The sequence below is a fragment of the Hyphomonas adhaerens MHS-3 genome, assembly GCF_000685235.1.
GTDB lineage: Bacteria > Pseudomonadota > Alphaproteobacteria > Caulobacterales > Hyphomonadaceae > Hyphomonas > Hyphomonas adhaerens.
On sequence record NZ_ARYH01000005.1, the window covers coordinates 1 to 17,526 of the forward strand.

Here is a 17,526-nt window from a genome sequence, read left to right on the forward strand (position 1 = left end):
TGACCACGCCGTTGAGGTAATGTCCCAGCGTTCCGGTATTAAAGCGGAATGCATTCGTCTGATTACCAACAAATGTGAAGTTGGAAATAATCGGGTTGGACTGAGGCGCGACATCTGACGAAACACTCGACGCTTCGGTGATGTTGTCGCCGAAATTCTCGTTCTGAACGACGACCACGTATTGGATATGGCCGGCATAGCCATTGTCCGTGTCGATCGAGTCATCGGCATTGCCAGTCAGGACGAGGTGACTGATGTTGACGGTTCCGCCAAAGAACTCCACACCGTCGTCCGAATTGTTGTGAACCTGGATGTTTTCAACGCGTGTTCCGCTGCCGATACCGGCAAACGTGATGCCATTCAGCTCATTACCCGCCGTGTTGATTGCATAGCCCGCAAAGCGAACCTGCACATAGTCAAGAACACCGCTGTTATCGGTCGTGTCGGCGCCGCCATAAACGGCTTCCGGAGTGGTCACCCCTTCGACAATGTTTTCACACTGGGCCGTGGCCGGCGTCACTTTATCCTTACAGCGGTTGATCGGCGCCTGACCCAGAAGGACAAGACCGCCCCACTCGGAATTGGCATCTCCGCCAAGGTCGTTCGACGAGTCACTGTCAGCCTGGCGCTCAAGATCGTCGGCGCTGGTGAAAATGATCGGCTGCGCTGCAGTGCCGTCCGCGACAATCTGGGACCCGCGATTGATGACGAGATAATCGGAACCGGATTCACCAAATACGGTCACACCCGGTTTGATCGTCAGAACAGCAGGCTGGCTACCTGCAATGTTGCCTTCAGCACCGACATCGGTACCGATATCGACACGGCCGCTCAGGCGGTAGGCAATCCCGTCGATATTCTCCAGCGTGATATTGGTCAGGTACGCGCCCGAAAGATCACACGTTGTGAGGCCACCAACCGGCGTGCCTTCCGTAAAGCCGGACGGGCAAGTCGCACCCGACCCCGAGCCGCCACTGGAACCACCGGTGCTGCCTCCGGGAGGCGTGCCCGCATCAGTCGCGCCGGGCGATGAAATGCTGCTGCCTTGCGAGCAAGCCGCCGCAAGAACAATCGCAGCAACCGCCACGCTCCGCGCCATCGCGCTTTTGAACTTATTTTTGAAACTCATTACCGTCATCTTCCCCTGTGTGCTCCAGAACAGACGCATTTTCGGCAAGATCCATGCGAGCGGACGGTTATCCGTGACTCGGCCCCGCGATCTCCCACGGGCCTTATTGCAGCGCTTCAAGACGCTTTCGAAACTGATTTGTAAACTTTATGTAACGCCCCGCCCTGGCCGGCGCCGCGCCCGCAAATCGCATGAGATTTGGCTGGGTTTAATTCTGTTTTTATTGGATTATTTTCACGAGGAAGAACACGGAACCAAGTGCAGACGCCTGCTACCTGGTCAGCAATCCGACAGGAACTTCCAGTGCTTCTGCCAATCGTTTGGCAGTTTTCAAACCGAACGGCATACCACGCTCCATGGCCGAAATATGGTTTGCTCGAATACCGCACTTGGCACTCAGTTCCTTCTGAGTCATGAGCCGGTATTGGCGCAGGGCACGGATGGGATGGTCGCCCATTTCGATCTGCCTGAGCACATCTTCAGGAACGTCTGGCTGGGCCATTTGCGCGGCAGAGGCCTGCTTCGCCTCAAGTTCGTCAATCCGCTTCTCGAGAGTCTTCACCAGGTTTTCGAGATCAAGGATCTTGAGTTCCAGCGAATATACGAATTGGTCATCACTCGGCATTGGTTCTTCCCAGCATTATGCTGGCACACCTAGAGTCCCACGCCGAAAGTTTCGTGTCAGATGTATGAATGTTCCAAGACGGCGGGGCGGGCCTTCATCCTGTCGCCCCAGCCCGGTCACGTTCTGCCATCGCCAGACCGCACCGCGCTCAGGGACCGTCCCGCTCTGCGCAGAATATCAGGCAATTACAAATGCGTAACAGGATTGACAGACGCAGGCGCAAACCTTAGCTAACTGACCGGTCAGTTATTTGTGAGATCCCGATGGCGAGGGCAAGAACCGACGAGGCGAAAGACGAACGCCGTCAGGCGCTCCTTGCAGCCGCGCTCGATGAATTCTTCGAAAAAGGGTTCGCCGCGACACGAATGGACGACATTGCCAGGCGTGCCAGCTTGTCCAAGGGGGCGCTCTATCTCTATTTCGATTCAAAAGAGGCGATGTTTCAGGCGCTCATTGAATCCCTCGCTTCGCCCAATCTGGAGATCATCGAACAGATTACGGAGCATGCCGCCTCCCTGAAAGAAGCCCTTCACGGCATTCGCGAGTTCGCGCCTTTTCTGATCCGTCAAACAGACCTGCCCCGCCTGATGAAAGTCCTGGTCGGAGACAGCCAGCTGTTCCCGGAAATCGTGCAGACCTACCGGCAGGAACTGATTGAGCGGGTTCTATCCATGATCGCCGACCTTCTGCAGCGGGCGGATGAAACCGGTGAAGCAAAAATCGAAAACCCGCAACTGACCGCACGCCTGATCATGGCTCCCGTCATCTTCAGTGCACTGTGGCAGGCTGTGTTCAACCAGACATCCGAGGCGGAAGTCGATCTCGACCAGCTTTTCGCGATCCACGAGCAAATGATGCTCAACGCCCTTCAGATCGGAACCACTCCATGAAACATGCTTTTGAGATCCGCGCCCTCATCGCCGGTTTCCTGCTGACAGGGATCGCCGGCTGTACCCAGCAGGACGAGCCCGTCCACCTCGGCTATATTGAAGCGGACTGGACCTATGTCGCAGCCCCGGCCGCCGGGCGCGTTGTCGAACAGCCCGTCAGGGAGGGCGACCGCGTCGAACAGGGCGACTTCCTGTTCCGTCTGGACAGCACCGCCGAAGAAGCCGCTGTCTCGGAGGCCAACTCCAGGCTGACCCAGGCAATGGCGCAGGCAGATGACCTCAGCACCGGCGCACGGCCGCCAGAGATGAAGCGCCTCGAAGCGCAACTGTCTTCCGCGAAAGCCCGCCTCGCAAAAGCCACGAGCGAGCGCAACCGGATCATCCCCCTCGTTGAACAGGGCTACGCCCCCAAATCCCAGCGCGATACCGTCGAAGCGGAATTCGATGCCGCGACCGCTGCAGTTCATGCCGCCGAGCAGGACCTGAAAGTCGCTGCCCTGCCCGCCCGGAATGCCACCCGCGATGCAGCGCAGGCTGCAACACAGTCTGCAGAAGCGGCCAAGGCTGCAGCTGAGTACCGTCTTCATGAACGGCGCACCATCGCGCCTGACAGCGGCAGGATCGAAGAAGTCTTTTTCCGCAAGGGAGAGTTCGTGAATCCGGGGACGCCGATCATCGCCATTCTGCCGGATAATGGCCTCAAGGCCCGGTTCTATGTTCCGGAGACGGACCTTTCCAGACTGAAAGTGGGGGAAACCGTTTCCGTGAGCGCAGATGGCATGGCGTCGCCAGTCAAAGCGGAAATCACGTTTATCGCGCACGAGGCGGAGTTCGCGCCGCCTGTGATCTATGCCCGTCATTCCCGCGAAAAGCTTGTCTTCATGGTTGAGGCCAGAGTCCCGCCAGATATTGGCCTGCACCCGGGCCTGCCGGTGGAGGTGAACTGGTAATGCCCGGCGACTACGCCATCGACGTCCACGGCCTGGTCAAACGCTTTGGCCGCAAAACGGCGGTTGCGGGCGTCGACATCCAGATGCCACGCGGTGAGGTCTGGGGATTCCTCGGCCCCAACGGGTCCGGCAAGACGACGACCATCCGGATGATCTGCGGCCTTCTCAAAGTGACCGAAGGGACAGGCGAGTGCCTGGGCTATGACATTCAACGGGACGCAGCCCGGATCCGCGAATTGACAGGGTACATGACCCAGAAATTCTCCTTCTGGACCGACATGACAATCCGGGAAAACCTGGAATTCGTCGCGCGCCTTTACCGCCTGCCCCACACCCGGCAGACCGTCGACGAGACGCTGGAAACGCTTGGACTGAGCCACCGCCAGCACCAGCTGTCTGGCGCTTTGTCCGGCGGCTGGAAGCAACGCCTCGCCCTCGCGGCCGTCACCATGCACCACCCGCAACTCCTTCTGCTGGACGAACCGACCGCGGGTGTGGACCCTCAGGCCCGGCGCGATTTCTGGGACGAAATCCATCACCTCTCCCTGCAGGGCATGACAGTGCTGGTATCCACGCACTACATGGACGAAGCCGAACGGTGCGACCGCATCGTCTACCTCGCCCATGGGGAAAAGATCGTCGAAGGCAGGGTGCCGGACGTCATCGACCGGTCCGGCCTCCTCACCTTCCGCGGCGAAGGCGACGGCGTGCGGCGTCTCGCAGACGATATCAAGAATGAACCGGGCGTCGAACACGTCGCCTATTTCGGGTCTGCGCTTCATGTCAGCGGGAAAGACCGCGCCGCCATCCAGTCGGCCCTCGACAAGCACAAGACCCCGGATGTCAGTTGGAGCGAAGTCCGCACCAGCCTTGAAGACGCCTTCATCGCCCTCAGCGCGGAAGCTGGCGAAGACAAGCGGGTGCACGCATGAACGCCCTGCTGCGCTCCTTCGGCCGCATCTGGGCTGTATTCATGAAAGAGATGGTCCAGGTCCGGCGTGACCGTCTGACCTTCGCCGTCATGGTCGGCATACCGATCATGCAGCTGATCCTGTTCGGCTATGCCATCAACATGAACCCGAAGCACCTGCCCGCCGCGCTTCTGGTGGAGGAACAGACTCCCATCGTCCGCACGATGGTCCAGTCGCTCAGGACGTCCGATTATTATGACTTCGTGATGCAGACAGACGACCCACGCGAGACAGGTGATCTGCTCGCCCGGGGTGAAGTTGCCTTCGTCGTCTCCGTCCCGGCGGGCTTCACCCGCAAACTGGTACGGGGCGAACACCCTCAGATCCTGATCGAAGCAGACGCGACTGACCCCGCCGCCGCATCCGGCGCCGTTGCCTTCGCCCAGACCATCCTGACCGATGCCCTCCGGCATGACCTGAAAGGGCCGCTCGCCAGTCTTGGCGGCGGGCAACCGCCTTTCGATCTGGTTGTCCACCAGATGTACAACCCCGAAGCCAAGACCAGCTACAATATCGTGCCCGGCCTGCTGGGCGTGATTCTGACCATGACGCTGGTGATGATCACGGCCATTGCGATGACGCGCGAGTCCGAACAGGGCACGATCGAGAACCTGCTCGCCATGCCGGTGAAACCGATTGAAGTCATGCTGGGCAAGATCCTGCCCTATGTCGTGGTCGGCGCCGGGCAGACCCTTCTGATCCTGCTGGCGGCACGGCTCCTGTTCGATGTGCCCTTCATCGGAAACCCGTGGATTCTGTTCCTCGGTGTCTCCGTGTTCGTGCTGGCAAACCTTGCGCTTGGCTTCACCTTCTCGACCATCGCCCGCACTCAGATGCAGGCCATGCAGCTGACCTTCTTCTTCTTCCTGCCGTCGATCCTGCTCTCCGGCTTCATGTTCCCGTTCCGCGGCATGCCGGAATGGGCCCAGATCATCGGGGAAGGCCTGCCGCTGACGCATTTCCTGCGCATCGTGCGCGGCGTCATGCTGAAAGACACCAGCCTGGCGCAGCTTCAGAGCCCGATCATCGCCTTGTGCATCTTCACCGCTGTGGCGGTCTCCATTGCCATGTTGCGCTATCGGCGCACACTCGACTAGCCCGGCATATTATCCTTTGTACGGATGAAGATTCCCGTCCCGGCCGCGCAGCGCCCGGCCTTCAGGCGTTTCCACCACATCGGACAGCGCCGCATTGGCCTTGGACACCCCGCCCGGGATGTCGATCACATAGTGCGGCAGGGCGAGGCCTGACACGCAGTCTCTCAGGGCCGAGTACAGCGCCTGCCCCTCCTCCACGCTGACACGGAAGTGCCCGGTTCCGGGTGCCATATCCGGGTGGTGCAGATAATAGGGGCGGATGCGCGCTGCCACGAGGGCCTGCATCAGCTCAGCAAGCGCCGCCACATTGTCGTTCACACCGCGCAGCAGCACGGACTGGGACACGAGCGGGAAGCCGGCATCGGCAAGCCTTGCCGCAGCGGCCTGCGTTTCGGGCGTCAGCTCTTTCACATGATTGATATGGATCGAAACATAAACGGCCTTGCCGTCCGCCTCCAGCGCCTCGGCAAACTCCGCCGTGATCCGCTCGGGGTCGGCCACCGGCATCCTTGTATGCCAGCGAATGACGTCGACATGGGGAATGGCGGCGATCGCCTGCGTCAGTGCCTTCGCCCGCGCCGCGGACAGCATGAACGGATCCCCTCCGGTCAGGATCACTTCCCGGACACCGGGCTGTGCACGGATATAATCGAACGCGGCCTCCAGTTCGGCAGGTGACAATGTCTCGCCGATCCCGGGCCCGACCATTTCGCGCCGGAAGCAGAACCGGCAATAAACCGGGCAAACAGCCACGGGTTTCAGAAGCACCCGGTCCGGATAGCGATGCACGACGCCGCGCACAGGCGTATGCGCCTCATCGCCGATGGGATCGTTCAGCTCTTCCGGTGTCCGGATCATCTCATCCGGTTGGGGGACAAACATGCGTGCGATCGGGTCATCAGGGTCCGTCCGGTCGATCCGGTCAGCCAGGAAGGGTGTCACAGCAATGGCGTAGCGATCCGCAACCGGCGCGAGCGCCGCGGCATCCTCAGGGGAAATCAGGCTGGCGGCTTCCAGCGCCTGAAGGGTGCTCAGCGGCCGGCTCATGTCTCCACCGGCGTCCACTGGACATCCTTGATCGAGCGCGCCCCGGAGGCCAGCACCACGAGCCGGTCGAACCCGAGGGCCACGCCGCTTGCATCCGGCATGCTGCCCAGCGCCTCCAGGAAGTCCTCATCAATCGGATAGCGCTCGCCGTATAATTCCTGCTTCAGGTCCATGTCGGCCTCGAAACGCGCCCGCTGTTCGGCCGCATCGGTCAGTTCATGGAACCCGTTCGCCAGCTCTACCCCGCAGGCATACAGCTCAAACCGTTCGGCAAACCGCGGATCATCCGGACAGGCCCGGGCCAACGCCGCCTCGCAGACCGGATAGCGGTGCAGGACCGTCAGGCGGTCGTCTCCCAGGGCGGGCTCGATCAGGGTCACCAGCACGGCGGAGAAAATATCCGACCAGGAGGCATCATCCGGCACGCCCACTCCGGCCCGGCGGGCAGCATCCAGAAATCCGTCCCGGTCATCCAGTAGTCCGTTTAAGTCCGTTTTAGCATGCCGTTGGAACGCCTCAGTCAGCGTCAGGTAGTCCGGAGTCAGGCCCGGATCGCAGGTCCGCCCCTTCCAGACGAGCGCAGGCTGGCCGGTGGTTTTGAGGGCTTCGCGGCAAAGATCCACGGTATCCTGCATCACGGCCTGTAGGTCCGCGCCGGTGCGGTACCACTCCACCATGGTGAATTCGGGCGAATGCAACGGGCCACTCTCCCGGTTCCGGAATACCCTTGAAAAATCTACGATTTTCTCTTCGCCGGCCGCCAACAGCTTCTTGCACGAGAATTCAGGCGACGTGTGCAGGTAAAGCGGGCTGGCCTGCCGGTCATCCGTCCGGAATTCCGTTTCAAAAGCATGGAGATGGGTCTCGTTCCCCGGCGAGACCTGCAGGGCCGCGCACTCGACCTCCAGAAATCCCTCCCGGCCGAACCAGTCCGACAGCGCCCGGCGCACCCGCCCTCGCTGCAACAGGAACGGACGACGGTCCCTGTGCCGCGCCGGATGCCACCATTTCCTGTCAGTCATCTGTCCTGCCCAATGTCCGGAAACGTGGAAATATGTGAACCGGCGCTTGGCGAAACACGCAAGTGCCGGTATTGCGAACCCCGATCAGGCGCTCCGGAGCGGAGCGCTCTATAGCACCGGAGCCAGTCCGGGCAATTCGGGAACACATCATGGCCGTCGAAATCGCAGCAAACATCCGCCGGGGCAATATCATCGAGTACACCGACGGTCAGCTCTATTCCGTCCTCAAGGCGGATTCCTTCCGTCCCGGCAAGGGAACACCGACCACCACGATTGAAATGCGCCGCATTTCCGACGGGATCAAGATCGTCAACACCTACAAGACGACCGACAAGCTGGAAAAGGCCTTCGTCGAAGACATCGGCTACACCTACCTTTACCAGGACGGTGACAATTACGTGTTCATGCACCCGGAAACGTTTGAACAGGTCCACGTGGCCGGCACGATGCTGGGCGACAATGCCGCTTTCCTCCAGGAAAACATGGAAGTGAACCTGCAGATCTTCAATGACGTCCCCGTCTCAGCCACGCTGCCAGCACGCATCACCGCGACAATTTCCGAAACCGAACCGGTCGTGAAAGGCCAGACGGCCTCCAGTAGCTACAAGCCAGCCATTCTCGACAACGGCGTGCGCGTCATGGTGCCACCGCACATTGATGTCGGCACCCGCATCATCGTGAACACCGAAGACAACACATATCTGGAACGCGCGAAAGACTAAGGCGCCACAGACTGGAAACAGCGAAATGCCGGCCCCAAAGGCCGGCATTTTTTATGGGGCTTATCAGCGACTGACCGGACGGATCGGGTCTGCTCCGTCCCAATCTGCGGAGACATTGCGGATATGCTCAAAGAAAGCGCCCTTGGCGCCCGAGATGTCTGAAATCTCGATCACGGTGCCTGGGTGGCCTGCGCTGTCGAAATAGGCGAACCGGCCCTGGTCCCCTCCGATCTGCCCTTCATGGCCGACCTGATAGCCAAGGCGGAGCGCCTCGTCATAAAGCGCCTGATAGTTCTTCGACCAGAAGGCCAGATGCTGCAGGCCTTCATGCCCAGCCTCCAGAAACTCCTTGTACATGGACGGCGCATCGTTGCGTTGCTGGATCAGCTCGATCTGCAGGTCGCCCGAATTGGCGAGGGCGATGCTCATCTCGACGGCTGAGTCCACGCCGCGGTGTCGGAACCAGTCGGTTTGCACGCGGTCGATATAATACCACGGGCCGACGCCCATCACCTCAACCCAGTGGGTCATCGCCTTCTCAATGTCGCGAACGACATAGCCGTTCTGCCGGACCGGGCCGAAAATGCGGCTCATACCTGTACCTCCATGGCTTCGGCATGACCGTCCTGAGACCTGCGAAGCTCTTGCCTTACGAACGATCGTTCGTTAGCAACATCGCATGGACACCGCAACCGAAACTCATCCGCGCGAGCGAATCCTGCAGGCTTCGCTCGACCTGTTCTCACAGAACGGCTTCGCGGGCACATCCGTTCGCCAGATCGCGTTACATGTCGGCCTGAAGCCCAGCAGCCTCTACAGCCACTTCGAGGGCAAGGAGGAAATCCTGAGCGCGCTGATCGATGCCTACGGCCCGGCCAGCAATGCAAGCCGCCTCGCCGCTCAGGACTATACCACCATCGACGATCCGGCAGATTTCTGCCGCAAGTACACCGCTGACCTTCTGGATCAATGGTGCGATCCGGACGAGCGCAAATTCATGAAACTGCTCCATTCCGAGCCCAAGCGCCTGCAGGCCCACCGGGCCCATTTCAATCAGGCCCTGTTCGACCGGGAGATCAACGCTGTCGCTGCGCACTTCCGGCGCTTCGCAGAGGCACGCCGGTTGCACGCACCGGACCCGGTCGAATGCGCCCGCCTGTTCATGGGCGGTCTGACCTTTGTCCGCATGCAGCACATCTTCTGGGCTGACAAACCAGCCAGCCGGGACACGCTCCGGGCGGCAATGGACCGCGTCACCGCCAACTTCCTGGCCCTTACACTGCGGGGAGACTGAGGCGGTGACGGTCGAGCTTTACGCCTTCACCTGCGGTTTCCTGACCCTGCCCCGCACCTTCCTGATGAAGGGAGAGAAGGGCGTCATCACTGTGCCTGTGCCCTCTTACCTGATCGTGCACCCGAAAGGCCGCGTCCTGTTTGACACGGGCCTCCACGAGGACACGGTGGAAGACCCGGCCAGTTATGTCGGCGATGTGATTGCGAAGTATCACACCTTTCATTTCCACAAGGGCGAAGAGATCAGCGAAAGGTTGCGCTCCATCGGTACCGATCCGGACAGTATCAACATCGTCATCAACTCCCACCTCCACTTCGATCATTGTGGCGGCAATGCACAGCTGCCCAACGCCGACATCCTGATCCAGACGCGGGAACTGACGCACGCCCGCACGACGGGCAGCACGAATGGTTACCTCCTCACGGATTGGGACACCGGGCAGAAAGTCCGCGCCGTGGATGGCGAGCATGATGTCTTCGACGACGGCACGGTCGTCTGCCTGCCAACCTATGGCCATACGCCGGGGCACCAGTCGCTGCGCGTGCAGACTGAAAAGGGTGGCGAGTACATTCTCTGCGGCGACGCCTGCTACCTGAAGGACTCGCTTGAGCAGATGCGCACACCGGGCATCATCGCCGACCGGGAAGCGGCCCTTGCCGTGTTCCGCCGGTTCCGCGACATGCAGGCCCGCGGCGCTCAGATCATGTTCGGCCACGATCCTGATTTCTGGAAAACCATCCCGCAGGCGCCTGTCCGCCTCGGCTAGCTTCACATCATGCACACGCCCGCAGGGCATCAAGGGAGGAACACCATGACAGATCTGGCAGAGCGCCGGCTGCAGACCGTACGGGACCATATGGCGCTGGAATGCGATTGCGACTGGGATGCCGTGATCGCCACATTCGAACACCCCCGTTACGAAATGTATGGCTCCGGCACGGTGTTCGACGGCGAGGAGGAAGTACGCGGCTACTTCCACGCCTCGCGGACGCCTTTCCCTGACCAGGGCAATGAGATCATCGCGCTGGCCCATGTCGACAACACTGTCCTCGTCGAGTTCTGGCTCACCGGCACTCACAAGGGACCGCTTAACATGGGCGGTCGCACCATTGAGCCGACCGGCAAGAGCTTCCGCGTCCGTATGGCCGCGACGTTCGAATTCCCGCCGGGGGGCGACAAGATCATCTGCGAACGTCCCTATTACGACCCGACCCAGATCGCCAAGGCGTTGGATCTTGCCTGACATGACCGGACGGGTGGAGGGAAAGATCGCCTGCATCACGGGCGCCGCAAACGGTATCGGCCGCTGCGTGGCGCTCACCCTGGCGAAGGAGGGCGCGACCGTCATCGCAACGGACCTGCAGAGGGAGGCTGGCGTATCACTGGCCGCGGAGATCGAAGCCGCAGGCGGCAACGCCATGTTCATCCAGCATGATGTGACGGCAGAGGCCGACTGGGACACCGTCATCGCAACAATCCGGGATGTGTTCGGCCGGCTGGATGTGCTGGTGAACAATGCCGGGATTGGCCTGCCCAGTAGCCCGGTGACCAGAGTCGGCCTGGACGATTGGAAACGTCTGATGGCCGTGAACGTGGACGGTCCGTTTCTTGGCGTGAAGCACGCCCTGCCCCTGATGCGGGAGCATGGCGGCGGCAGCATCATCAACGTCTCCTCCATCGCGGGGATCAAGGCCTCCGCCAATGCATCGGCCTATTGCGCCTCCAAGGGAGCGGTGCGGCTGTTCACCAAGTCTGTGGCGCTGGAATGCGCGGCGGCAAACGACGGCATCCGCGTGAACTCGGTCCATCCCGGTATCGTGGAAACGGCAATCTGGGACACGCTCATCGGCACCGCGCCCGAGGAAACAGGCAGCCGCCCGCGCGGCGCGACGCTCGCCGCCTTCACCTCGAACGCCGTCCCGCTCGGCCGGCCGGGCCTTCCCGAAGAGATCGCCGCCGGCATTCTCTGGCTGGCCAGTGACGAGAGCAGCTATGTCACCGGCACAGAGCTGGTGATCGACGGAGCCCGCTCGATCGCCTGATTTCACGACAGGTTCGGCTGCTGCTTTGCCTGTTCTCAGGACGCACGATTGACTCGTTTGCGCATTGAGAACAAAATAAGAACAAATGAACCTTGCAACCCTCAGATCAAAAGGGCTCATCCGCCCCGTCACGGCTGCTCCGGCACAGCCGGCCGCCTTTCCCTTCGGGCTGGGCGTCCATGGCGTTCATGAGGTGGCAGAAACGGCGTATGGCCATTGGGCGGCGGTCACGGGCTTCACCCTGGCGATGACGCAGCCTTCCCGCAAGGGCGCCTGTCTGTGGGTCTGCCAGGCAAGTGCTTCCCGGGATGCCGGGCATATACCCGCCGGATCGCTGCGGCAGATGACGGGCGGACAGGCCCCTCGCCTCTGTGTCATCGCCCGCAAGTCCGCTGAGGCCCTCTGGAGCGCCGAAGAAGGCATCATGTCGGGCGCCGTCAATCATGTCGTGGTCGAGCTTGAAGAGGCGGATTTCACCGCCACGCGGCGCCTTGCGCTGGCGTCTGAAAAGCATGGTGTCCCGGTCACGCTCCTGTTGCCGCACACCTGCAGCGGGGCAACGGCCGCCAGCACCCGCTGGCGCGTCGGGACGCAAGTTTCGGCGATGAACCGTCACGACCCCCGCGCGCCCGGCCAGCCGCGCTATCGCGCCGTCCTGGAACGCTGCCGTACCGCACCTGCAGCGGTGGGGCGGGCTTTTGATCTTGAGTGGAACGATGAGACGCTATCTCTCCATATGGTTTCCGGAATGGCCGCTGGACCGGCTGCGCCGCGCCCGGCGGCGTCCTTCGTCACACGGGCCGGACAGCGCCGCAAGGCCGGCTGAGCCGCACCCCTTTGTTCTCCATGAGAAATCCACTCATGGGCTGGCCGTGGCGGCGGCGAACGCACCTGCCATGGAAGTCGGTATTCATGCCGGGCTCAGCCTGAAGGATGCCCGCGGCGCCCTGCCGGGCCTCATGACCGAACAGATCGACCGGGAGAGCGATGCAACAGCCCTGCTGGCCCTTGCCGACTGGATGGTGCGCTTCTCCCCCCTCGTGTGCACGGATGGCATCGACGGGCTGTTGCTGGAAACGACGGGCTGCGACCACCTCTTCGGCGGGGAGGCCGGCATGGCGACGGCCCTGTCGGCGCAGGTCTCGCAGGCGGGATATGGCCACCGCCTCGCCTTTGCCGGAACACCCGGCGCAGCCTGGGCTCTGGCGCGGACCGTGGCGGAGGACGGGGCGCCGGTAATCCTGCCGCCGGGGGCCGAGCGGCAGGGTCTGGCGGCGCTGCCGGTGCGGGCGTTGCGGCTGTCGGGGCCTGTGCAGACCCTGCTGCGCCGCTTCGGCCTGACGCGGATCGGACAGCTTTACAACATTGATCGCAAAGCACTTTCCCGGCGCTTCCAGTCCCGCGAGGCGGTGGATGCGGTGATGCTGCGGCTGGATCAGGCGCTAGGGGTGCGGGCCGAGCCGTTTGCGCCGCTGCGCCCGCCGCCGGACTATGCCGCCCGCCTGCCCTGCCCGGAGCCGCTGAGCGACAGCGCCGGGATCAGCGAAGGCCTAAGCTGCCTGACCGAGGAGTTGTGCGCGCGCCTGTCGGCGCATGGCCTGGGCGCGCAAGGCTTTGTTTTTCATGTGTTTCGTTCCGATGGCGAGACGCGCAGCCTGACCGTCAACATGGCCCGGCCCGTGCGCCAACCGGCCCATATCCTGCGCCTTTTCCGGGAACGGCTGGACCGGATCGACCCCGGTTTCGGCATTGATCTCCTGCTGCTTGAGGCCGTGCGAACGGCTCCCATGGAGGCCGGAAGCCAGCCATTATCCACTGATCTTGCCATGACCATAACGGACTTGGGGCTGCTTTCCGCGCTCGCAGACCGGATCCAGGCACGATTAGGCGAGGGCCGGGCCATGATCATCCAGCCGGAGGCCCGACACCCCCCGGACAAGGCCGAGCGGCACGTGCCCTTCACCGGCCAGCTGCCCGAGGACACCCCGCCGCCACCCGATACCCTGCCGGGTCTGCGCCCCCTCCGCATGCTGGACCGGCCGGAGCCGATCGACGCGGTCGCCGAAGTGCCGGACGGGCCGCCCCTGCGCTTCGTCTGGCGCCGGGTGGTGCGGCGCGTGGTGAAAGCCGACGGCCCGGAGCGGATCGCGCCGGAATGGTGGACCTATCTGCCCCCGGCAAATGGCGCGGCGCAGGCCATGCCCCGCGCGCGGGACTATTACCGTGTCGAGGACGAGCACGGCCACCGCTACTGGATCTTCCGTGAGGGGCTTTATGATGACGGGCGCGGCAGCCAGCCTGAATGGTTCCTGCAGGGACTGTTGGCATGACCGGTTTTGCCGAACTCGCCGTGACGACGAACTTCTCCTTCCTGCGGGGGGCGAGCCATGGCGCCGAACTGGTGCAGCGGGCGGCGGAGCTGGGCCTCTCTGCCATTGGCGTCGCCGACCGCAACACGCTGGCCGGGGTCGTCCGGGCGCACACCGCGGCAAAGGAGGCTGGTCTGAAACTGCTGGTCGGGGCACGGCTGGTGCCGCTGGAGGGGCCGGAGATCCTCGCTTACCCGATGGACCGCGCCGCCTATGGCCGCCTGTCGCGCCTCCTGTCGGATGGCAAGATGAAGCCGGACGTGCCGAAAGGCGAATGCCATTTGACGCTGGAGAGCATCCTCGCCGCCAGCGAGGGCCAGGTGCTGATCGTCATGCCGCCAGCCGTTCCGCCCACCGGGTTCGCGGACACGCTGCGCGACATCGCCGCCGCCGCGCCGGGCCGCACCTGGCTTGCCGCGCGCTACACCTATTCCGGCCGCAACCGGGAACGCATCGCCCGGCTGGAGGAACTCGCCGCCTCTGCAGGCGTGCCGCTGGTGGCAACCAATGACGTGCTCTACCACACACCGGAACGCCGCCCCCTTCAGGATGTACTGACCTGTATCCGCGAGCACTGCACCCTTGAGACGGCGGGCTACCGTCTGGAAGCAAATGCCGAGCGGCACCTGAAAAGCCCGGCTGAAATGGCGCGCCTGTTCCAGGGCTTCGAAGAGGCGGTGGCCCAGACAGAGGCCATCGCCGCACGCTGCCAGTTCAACCTGGATGAACTGGCCTATGAATATCCGGACGAACCGGTCCCGCATGGCGCAACGCCGCAAAGCCACCTGACGAAGCTGACATGGAGGGGCGCGGAAAACCGCTATCCGGACGGCATTCCGGAACAGGTCTCCCGGCAGCTGAAAGAGGAACTCGCCCTGATCGAGGAGCTTTCCTACGCGCCCTATTTTCTGACCGTGCATGACATCGTCGCCTGGGCGCGCAGCAAGGGCATCCTGTGCCAGGGGCGCGGGTCTGCGGCGAACTCCGCCGTCTGCTACTGCCTCGGCATTACCAGCGTCGACCCGACCCTGACCAAGCTGTTGTTCGCCCGTTTCCTGTCACGCGAGCGCCGGGAGCCGCCGGACATCGACGTCGATTTCGAGCATGAACGCCGCGAGGAAGTCATCCAGTATGTCTACGGACGGTATGGCCGCCATCGCGCCGCCCTGACGGCAACGGTGATTTCCTACCGGTCCCGCTCCGCCGTCCGGGAAGTCTGCAAGGTGCTTGGCCTCAGCGAGGATATTTCAAGCGCACTGGCCAATGGCGTCTGGGGCAGCTGGAACGATGCCATGCCGGACAAGCGCATCGTCGAGGCAGGGCTGGACCCGCGCAGCCCGCTGATCCGCCGGGCCATCCTGCTGACCCGGCAGCTGATCGGATTCCCGCGTCACCTGTCCCAGCATGTCGGCGGCTTCGTGCTGACACAGGGCCCCCTCACCGAGACCGTGCCCATCGGCAATGCCGCCATGGACAAGCGCACCTTCATCGAATGGGACAAGGACGACATCAACGCGCTGGGCATCATGAAAGTGGATGTGCTGGCGCTGGGCATGCTGACCTGCATTCGCAAGGCCTTCGACATGCTGGAGAGCCACAAGGGCATCCACCACACGTTGGCCAGCATCCCGCCGGACGACCAACCGACCTATGACATGCTGTGCCGGGCCGACAGTATCGGCGTGTTCCAGGTGGAAAGCCGCGCGCAGATGGCGATGCTGCCGCGCCTGCGCCCGCGCGTCTTCTACGATCTCGTGATTGAGGTCGCCATCGTTCGCCCCGGCCCGATCCAGGGCAATATGGTGCACCCCTATCTGCGCCGCCGGAACGGCACGGAACCCGTGCGCTTTCCCAGCCCCGCCCCGGAACATGGCCCACCGGACGAACTGGAACGGATCCTGGAGCGTACCAAAGGCGTGCCCCTGTTCCAGGAACAGGCGATGCAGATCGCCATTGATGCCGCAAAGTTCACACCCGACGAAGCCAACGGCCTGCGGCGCGCCATGGCGACCTTCCGCCACCTCGGCACGATCCATAATTATGAGGAGATGCTGGTCTCGCGCCTGATCGAACGGGGGTATGATCCGGTGTTTGCCCGGTCGTGCTATGAGCAGATCAAGGGCTTTGGCGAATATGGATTCCCCGAAAGCCATGCGGCCTCCTTCGCCCTGCTCGTTTACGTGTCCTCCTGGCTGAAATGTCACCATCCGGACATTTTCTGCGCCGCCATCCTGAACAGCCAGCCCATGGGGTTCTACGCCCCTGCCCAACTGGCGCGGGATGCGCAGGAGCATGGCGTCGAGATCCGCCCGGTGGATGTGAACCATTCCGACTGGGACAATACGCTGGAGCCGGTGGAGGGAGACTCCGGCCTGTTCGCTGTGCGCCTCGGCTTCCGGCAGGTCGATGGGCTGAAACAGGCCGACATGGAACAGCTGATGGTGCACAGGGCGGGTGGTTATGACAGCCCGGACGCCCTGACCCGCCGGGCGCGGCTGACCCGCGCCGTGCTGGAACGGCTGGCGGCGGCGGATGCCTTCCGCTCCATGGGTCTGTCACGGCGCGATGCCCTGTGGAAGATCCGCGGTGAGGCGCCGGGACACGCCCTGCCGCTGTTCGCGGCCGCCGACCTTGCCGAACAAGGCACGGAGGAGGATGTGGACCTCCCACAAGTTCCGCCTTCTGAGCATGTGTTGCAGGACTACCAGACGCATCGCCTGTCGCTGAAAGGCCACCCGATGCACTTCCTGCGAAATGCCCATACGCGGCGCGGCATTGTCTCCACCGCTGAGGCCACCGGGCGGGGCAACGGCCAGCGGGTGGAGACGTCCGGCCTGGTGCTGGTGCGCCAGCGGCCCGGATCCGCCAGTGGGGTCGTCTTCATTACGCTGGAGGATGAGACCGGGATCGCCAATCTGGTCGTCTGGCCGCGTGTGCTGGAACGGTTCCGCCCCGTCGTGATGCGCGCGCGGATCCTGCACGTGATCGGCCGGGTCCAGTCAGCCGACAATGTCACCCATATCGTGGCGGAGCGATTGATCGACTGCACGGACGACCTGTCCCTGTTGTCGGAAGATGCCCTGCGCGATCCGCTGAACGGGGTGCTGGCCCGGCCGGACGAGGTTCGCCGGCCTGTCGCACCGCGCAAGGGCCCCGCCGGACGCCCTTCCGGGGGGCGTCATCCGCGCAATGTCAGGGTCATTCCGCCAAGCCGCGACTTTCACTAGCCACCCCCCCGGACCTGCTCGTTTGGGTAGCAGGTCCACTCATCCGTGCGGCCTAGAACAGGTGCGACATTTCGAAACGGTTTTTGCGAATAATTCTCATTTACATAACTGGGTGAGATCGATATTGCGAATGAGTTGCAA

General features: G+C 62.8%; 16 protein-coding genes and 1 pseudogene. 12 read left to right on the forward strand and 5 right to left on the reverse strand.

The annotated features are described in order from the left end of the window. Together HAD_RS17235 and HAD_RS17240 are read right to left on the reverse strand one after the other, a co-directional pair. Window positions 1-1,129 (reverse strand): annotated as a pseudogene (locus HAD_RS17235) (hypothetical protein); the annotation flags it as partial. A 271-nt stretch (window positions 1,130-1,400) separates the two neighbouring features. Further along, window positions 1,401-1,754, reverse strand: coding sequence for a helix-turn-helix domain-containing protein (locus tag HAD_RS17240; RefSeq protein WP_035574040.1), 354 nt, complete (start codon window positions 1,752-1,754; stop codon window positions 1,401-1,403). A gap of 263 nt (window positions 1,755-2,017) precedes the next feature. Here HAD_RS17240 and HAD_RS17245 point away from each other — a divergent pair, with 263 nt between their 5' ends. Genes HAD_RS17245 through HAD_RS17260 form a run of 4 tightly spaced genes read left to right on the forward strand, consistent with a single transcriptional unit; the run spans window position 2,018 to window position 5,662 of the window. After that, window positions 2,018-2,644, forward strand: coding sequence for a TetR/AcrR family transcriptional regulator (locus HAD_RS17245; RefSeq protein WP_035574041.1), 627 nt, complete (start codon window positions 2,018-2,020; stop codon window positions 2,642-2,644). After that, the gene (locus HAD_RS17250) at window positions 2,641-3,594 is read left to right on the forward strand and encodes an HlyD family secretion protein (protein ID WP_035574042.1); all 954 of its coding nucleotides are present in this window, start codon (window positions 2,641-2,643) and stop codon (window positions 3,592-3,594) included. Before HAD_RS17245 ends, HAD_RS17250 begins: the two co-directional genes overlap by 4 nt. Beyond that, complete coding sequence (locus HAD_RS17255; protein ID WP_035574043.1) at window positions 3,594-4,526, forward strand: ABC transporter ATP-binding protein; 933 nt, start codon at window positions 3,594-3,596, stop codon at window positions 4,524-4,526. Before HAD_RS17250 ends, HAD_RS17255 begins: the two co-directional genes overlap by 1 nt. Continuing rightward, window positions 4,523-5,662 carry an ABC transporter permease gene (locus HAD_RS17260; protein WP_084332048.1) on the forward strand — a complete coding sequence of 380 codons (1,140 nt, stop codon included), beginning with the start codon at window positions 4,523-4,525 and terminating at the stop codon, window positions 5,660-5,662. Before HAD_RS17255 ends, HAD_RS17260 begins: the two co-directional genes overlap by 4 nt. A gap of 9 nt (window positions 5,663-5,671) precedes the next feature. Here HAD_RS17260 and HAD_RS17265 read toward each other — a convergent pair whose 3' ends face one another. Both HAD_RS17265 and epmA read right to left on the reverse strand, forming a co-directional pair. Next, window positions 5,672-6,709 (reverse strand): lysine-2,3-aminomutase-like protein, encoded by a 1,038-nt coding sequence (locus HAD_RS17265; protein ID WP_035574045.1) that lies wholly within the window; start codon window positions 6,707-6,709, stop codon window positions 5,672-5,674. Continuing rightward, the gene (gene epmA / locus HAD_RS17270) at window positions 6,706-7,731 is read right to left on the reverse strand and encodes an EF-P lysine aminoacylase EpmA (RefSeq protein WP_035574046.1); all 1,026 of its coding nucleotides are present in this window, start codon (window positions 7,729-7,731) and stop codon (window positions 6,706-6,708) included. The genes HAD_RS17265 and epmA overlap by 4 nt, the downstream gene beginning before the upstream one ends. 149 nt (window positions 7,732-7,880) lie before the next feature. Between epmA and efp the strand changes: the two genes are divergently transcribed. After that, a complete protein-coding gene (efp, locus tag HAD_RS17275; protein ID WP_035574047.1) occupies window positions 7,881-8,453 on the forward strand; it encodes an elongation factor P in 573 nt (190 codons plus the stop codon). Between the two features lie 63 nt (window positions 8,454-8,516). On the opposite strand, the gene HAD_RS17280 is transcribed toward efp, so the two are convergent. Beyond that, window positions 8,517-9,047: a VOC family protein gene (locus tag HAD_RS17280; protein WP_035574050.1), complete on the reverse strand. Its 531-nt coding sequence runs from the start codon at window positions 9,045-9,047 to the stop codon at window positions 8,517-8,519. A gap of 85 nt (window positions 9,048-9,132) precedes the next feature. On the opposite strand from HAD_RS17280, the gene HAD_RS17285 reads away from it, so the two are divergent. From HAD_RS17285 to HAD_RS17315, 7 genes are all read left to right on the forward strand, one after another. Continuing rightward, a complete protein-coding gene (locus HAD_RS17285) occupies window positions 9,133-9,747 on the forward strand; it encodes a TetR/AcrR family transcriptional regulator (RefSeq protein ID WP_035574160.1) in 615 nt (204 codons plus the stop codon). 4 nt (window positions 9,748-9,751) lie between these two features. Next, window positions 9,752-10,513, forward strand: a complete 762-nt coding sequence (locus HAD_RS17290) for an N-acyl homoserine lactonase family protein (protein WP_035574054.1) — start codon at window positions 9,752-9,754, stop codon at window positions 10,511-10,513. Between the two features lie 45 nt (window positions 10,514-10,558). Then, window positions 10,559-10,990 carry an ester cyclase gene (locus HAD_RS17295; RefSeq protein WP_035574056.1) on the forward strand — a complete coding sequence of 144 codons (432 nt, stop codon included), beginning with the start codon at window positions 10,559-10,561 and terminating at the stop codon, window positions 10,988-10,990. Between the two features lies 1 nt (window position 10,991). After that, entirely contained in the window at window positions 10,992-11,789 is a 798-nt protein-coding gene (locus tag HAD_RS17300; RefSeq protein WP_035574058.1) for an SDR family NAD(P)-dependent oxidoreductase, read from the forward strand. Between the two features lie 85 nt (window positions 11,790-11,874). After that, window positions 11,875-12,615: a hypothetical protein gene (locus tag HAD_RS17305; protein ID WP_035574059.1), complete on the forward strand. Its 741-nt coding sequence runs from the start codon at window positions 11,875-11,877 to the stop codon at window positions 12,613-12,615. Beyond that, window positions 12,506-14,119 carry a Y-family DNA polymerase gene (locus HAD_RS17310; RefSeq protein WP_035574062.1) on the forward strand — a complete coding sequence of 538 codons (1,614 nt, stop codon included), beginning with the start codon at window positions 12,506-12,508 and terminating at the stop codon, window positions 14,117-14,119. The genes HAD_RS17305 and HAD_RS17310 overlap by 110 nt, the downstream gene beginning before the upstream one ends. Then, a complete protein-coding gene (locus HAD_RS17315) occupies window positions 14,116-17,385 on the forward strand; it encodes an error-prone DNA polymerase (RefSeq protein WP_035574067.1) in 3,270 nt (1,089 codons plus the stop codon). The genes HAD_RS17310 and HAD_RS17315 overlap by 4 nt, the downstream gene beginning before the upstream one ends. Window positions 17,386-17,526 lie beyond the last annotated feature (141 nt).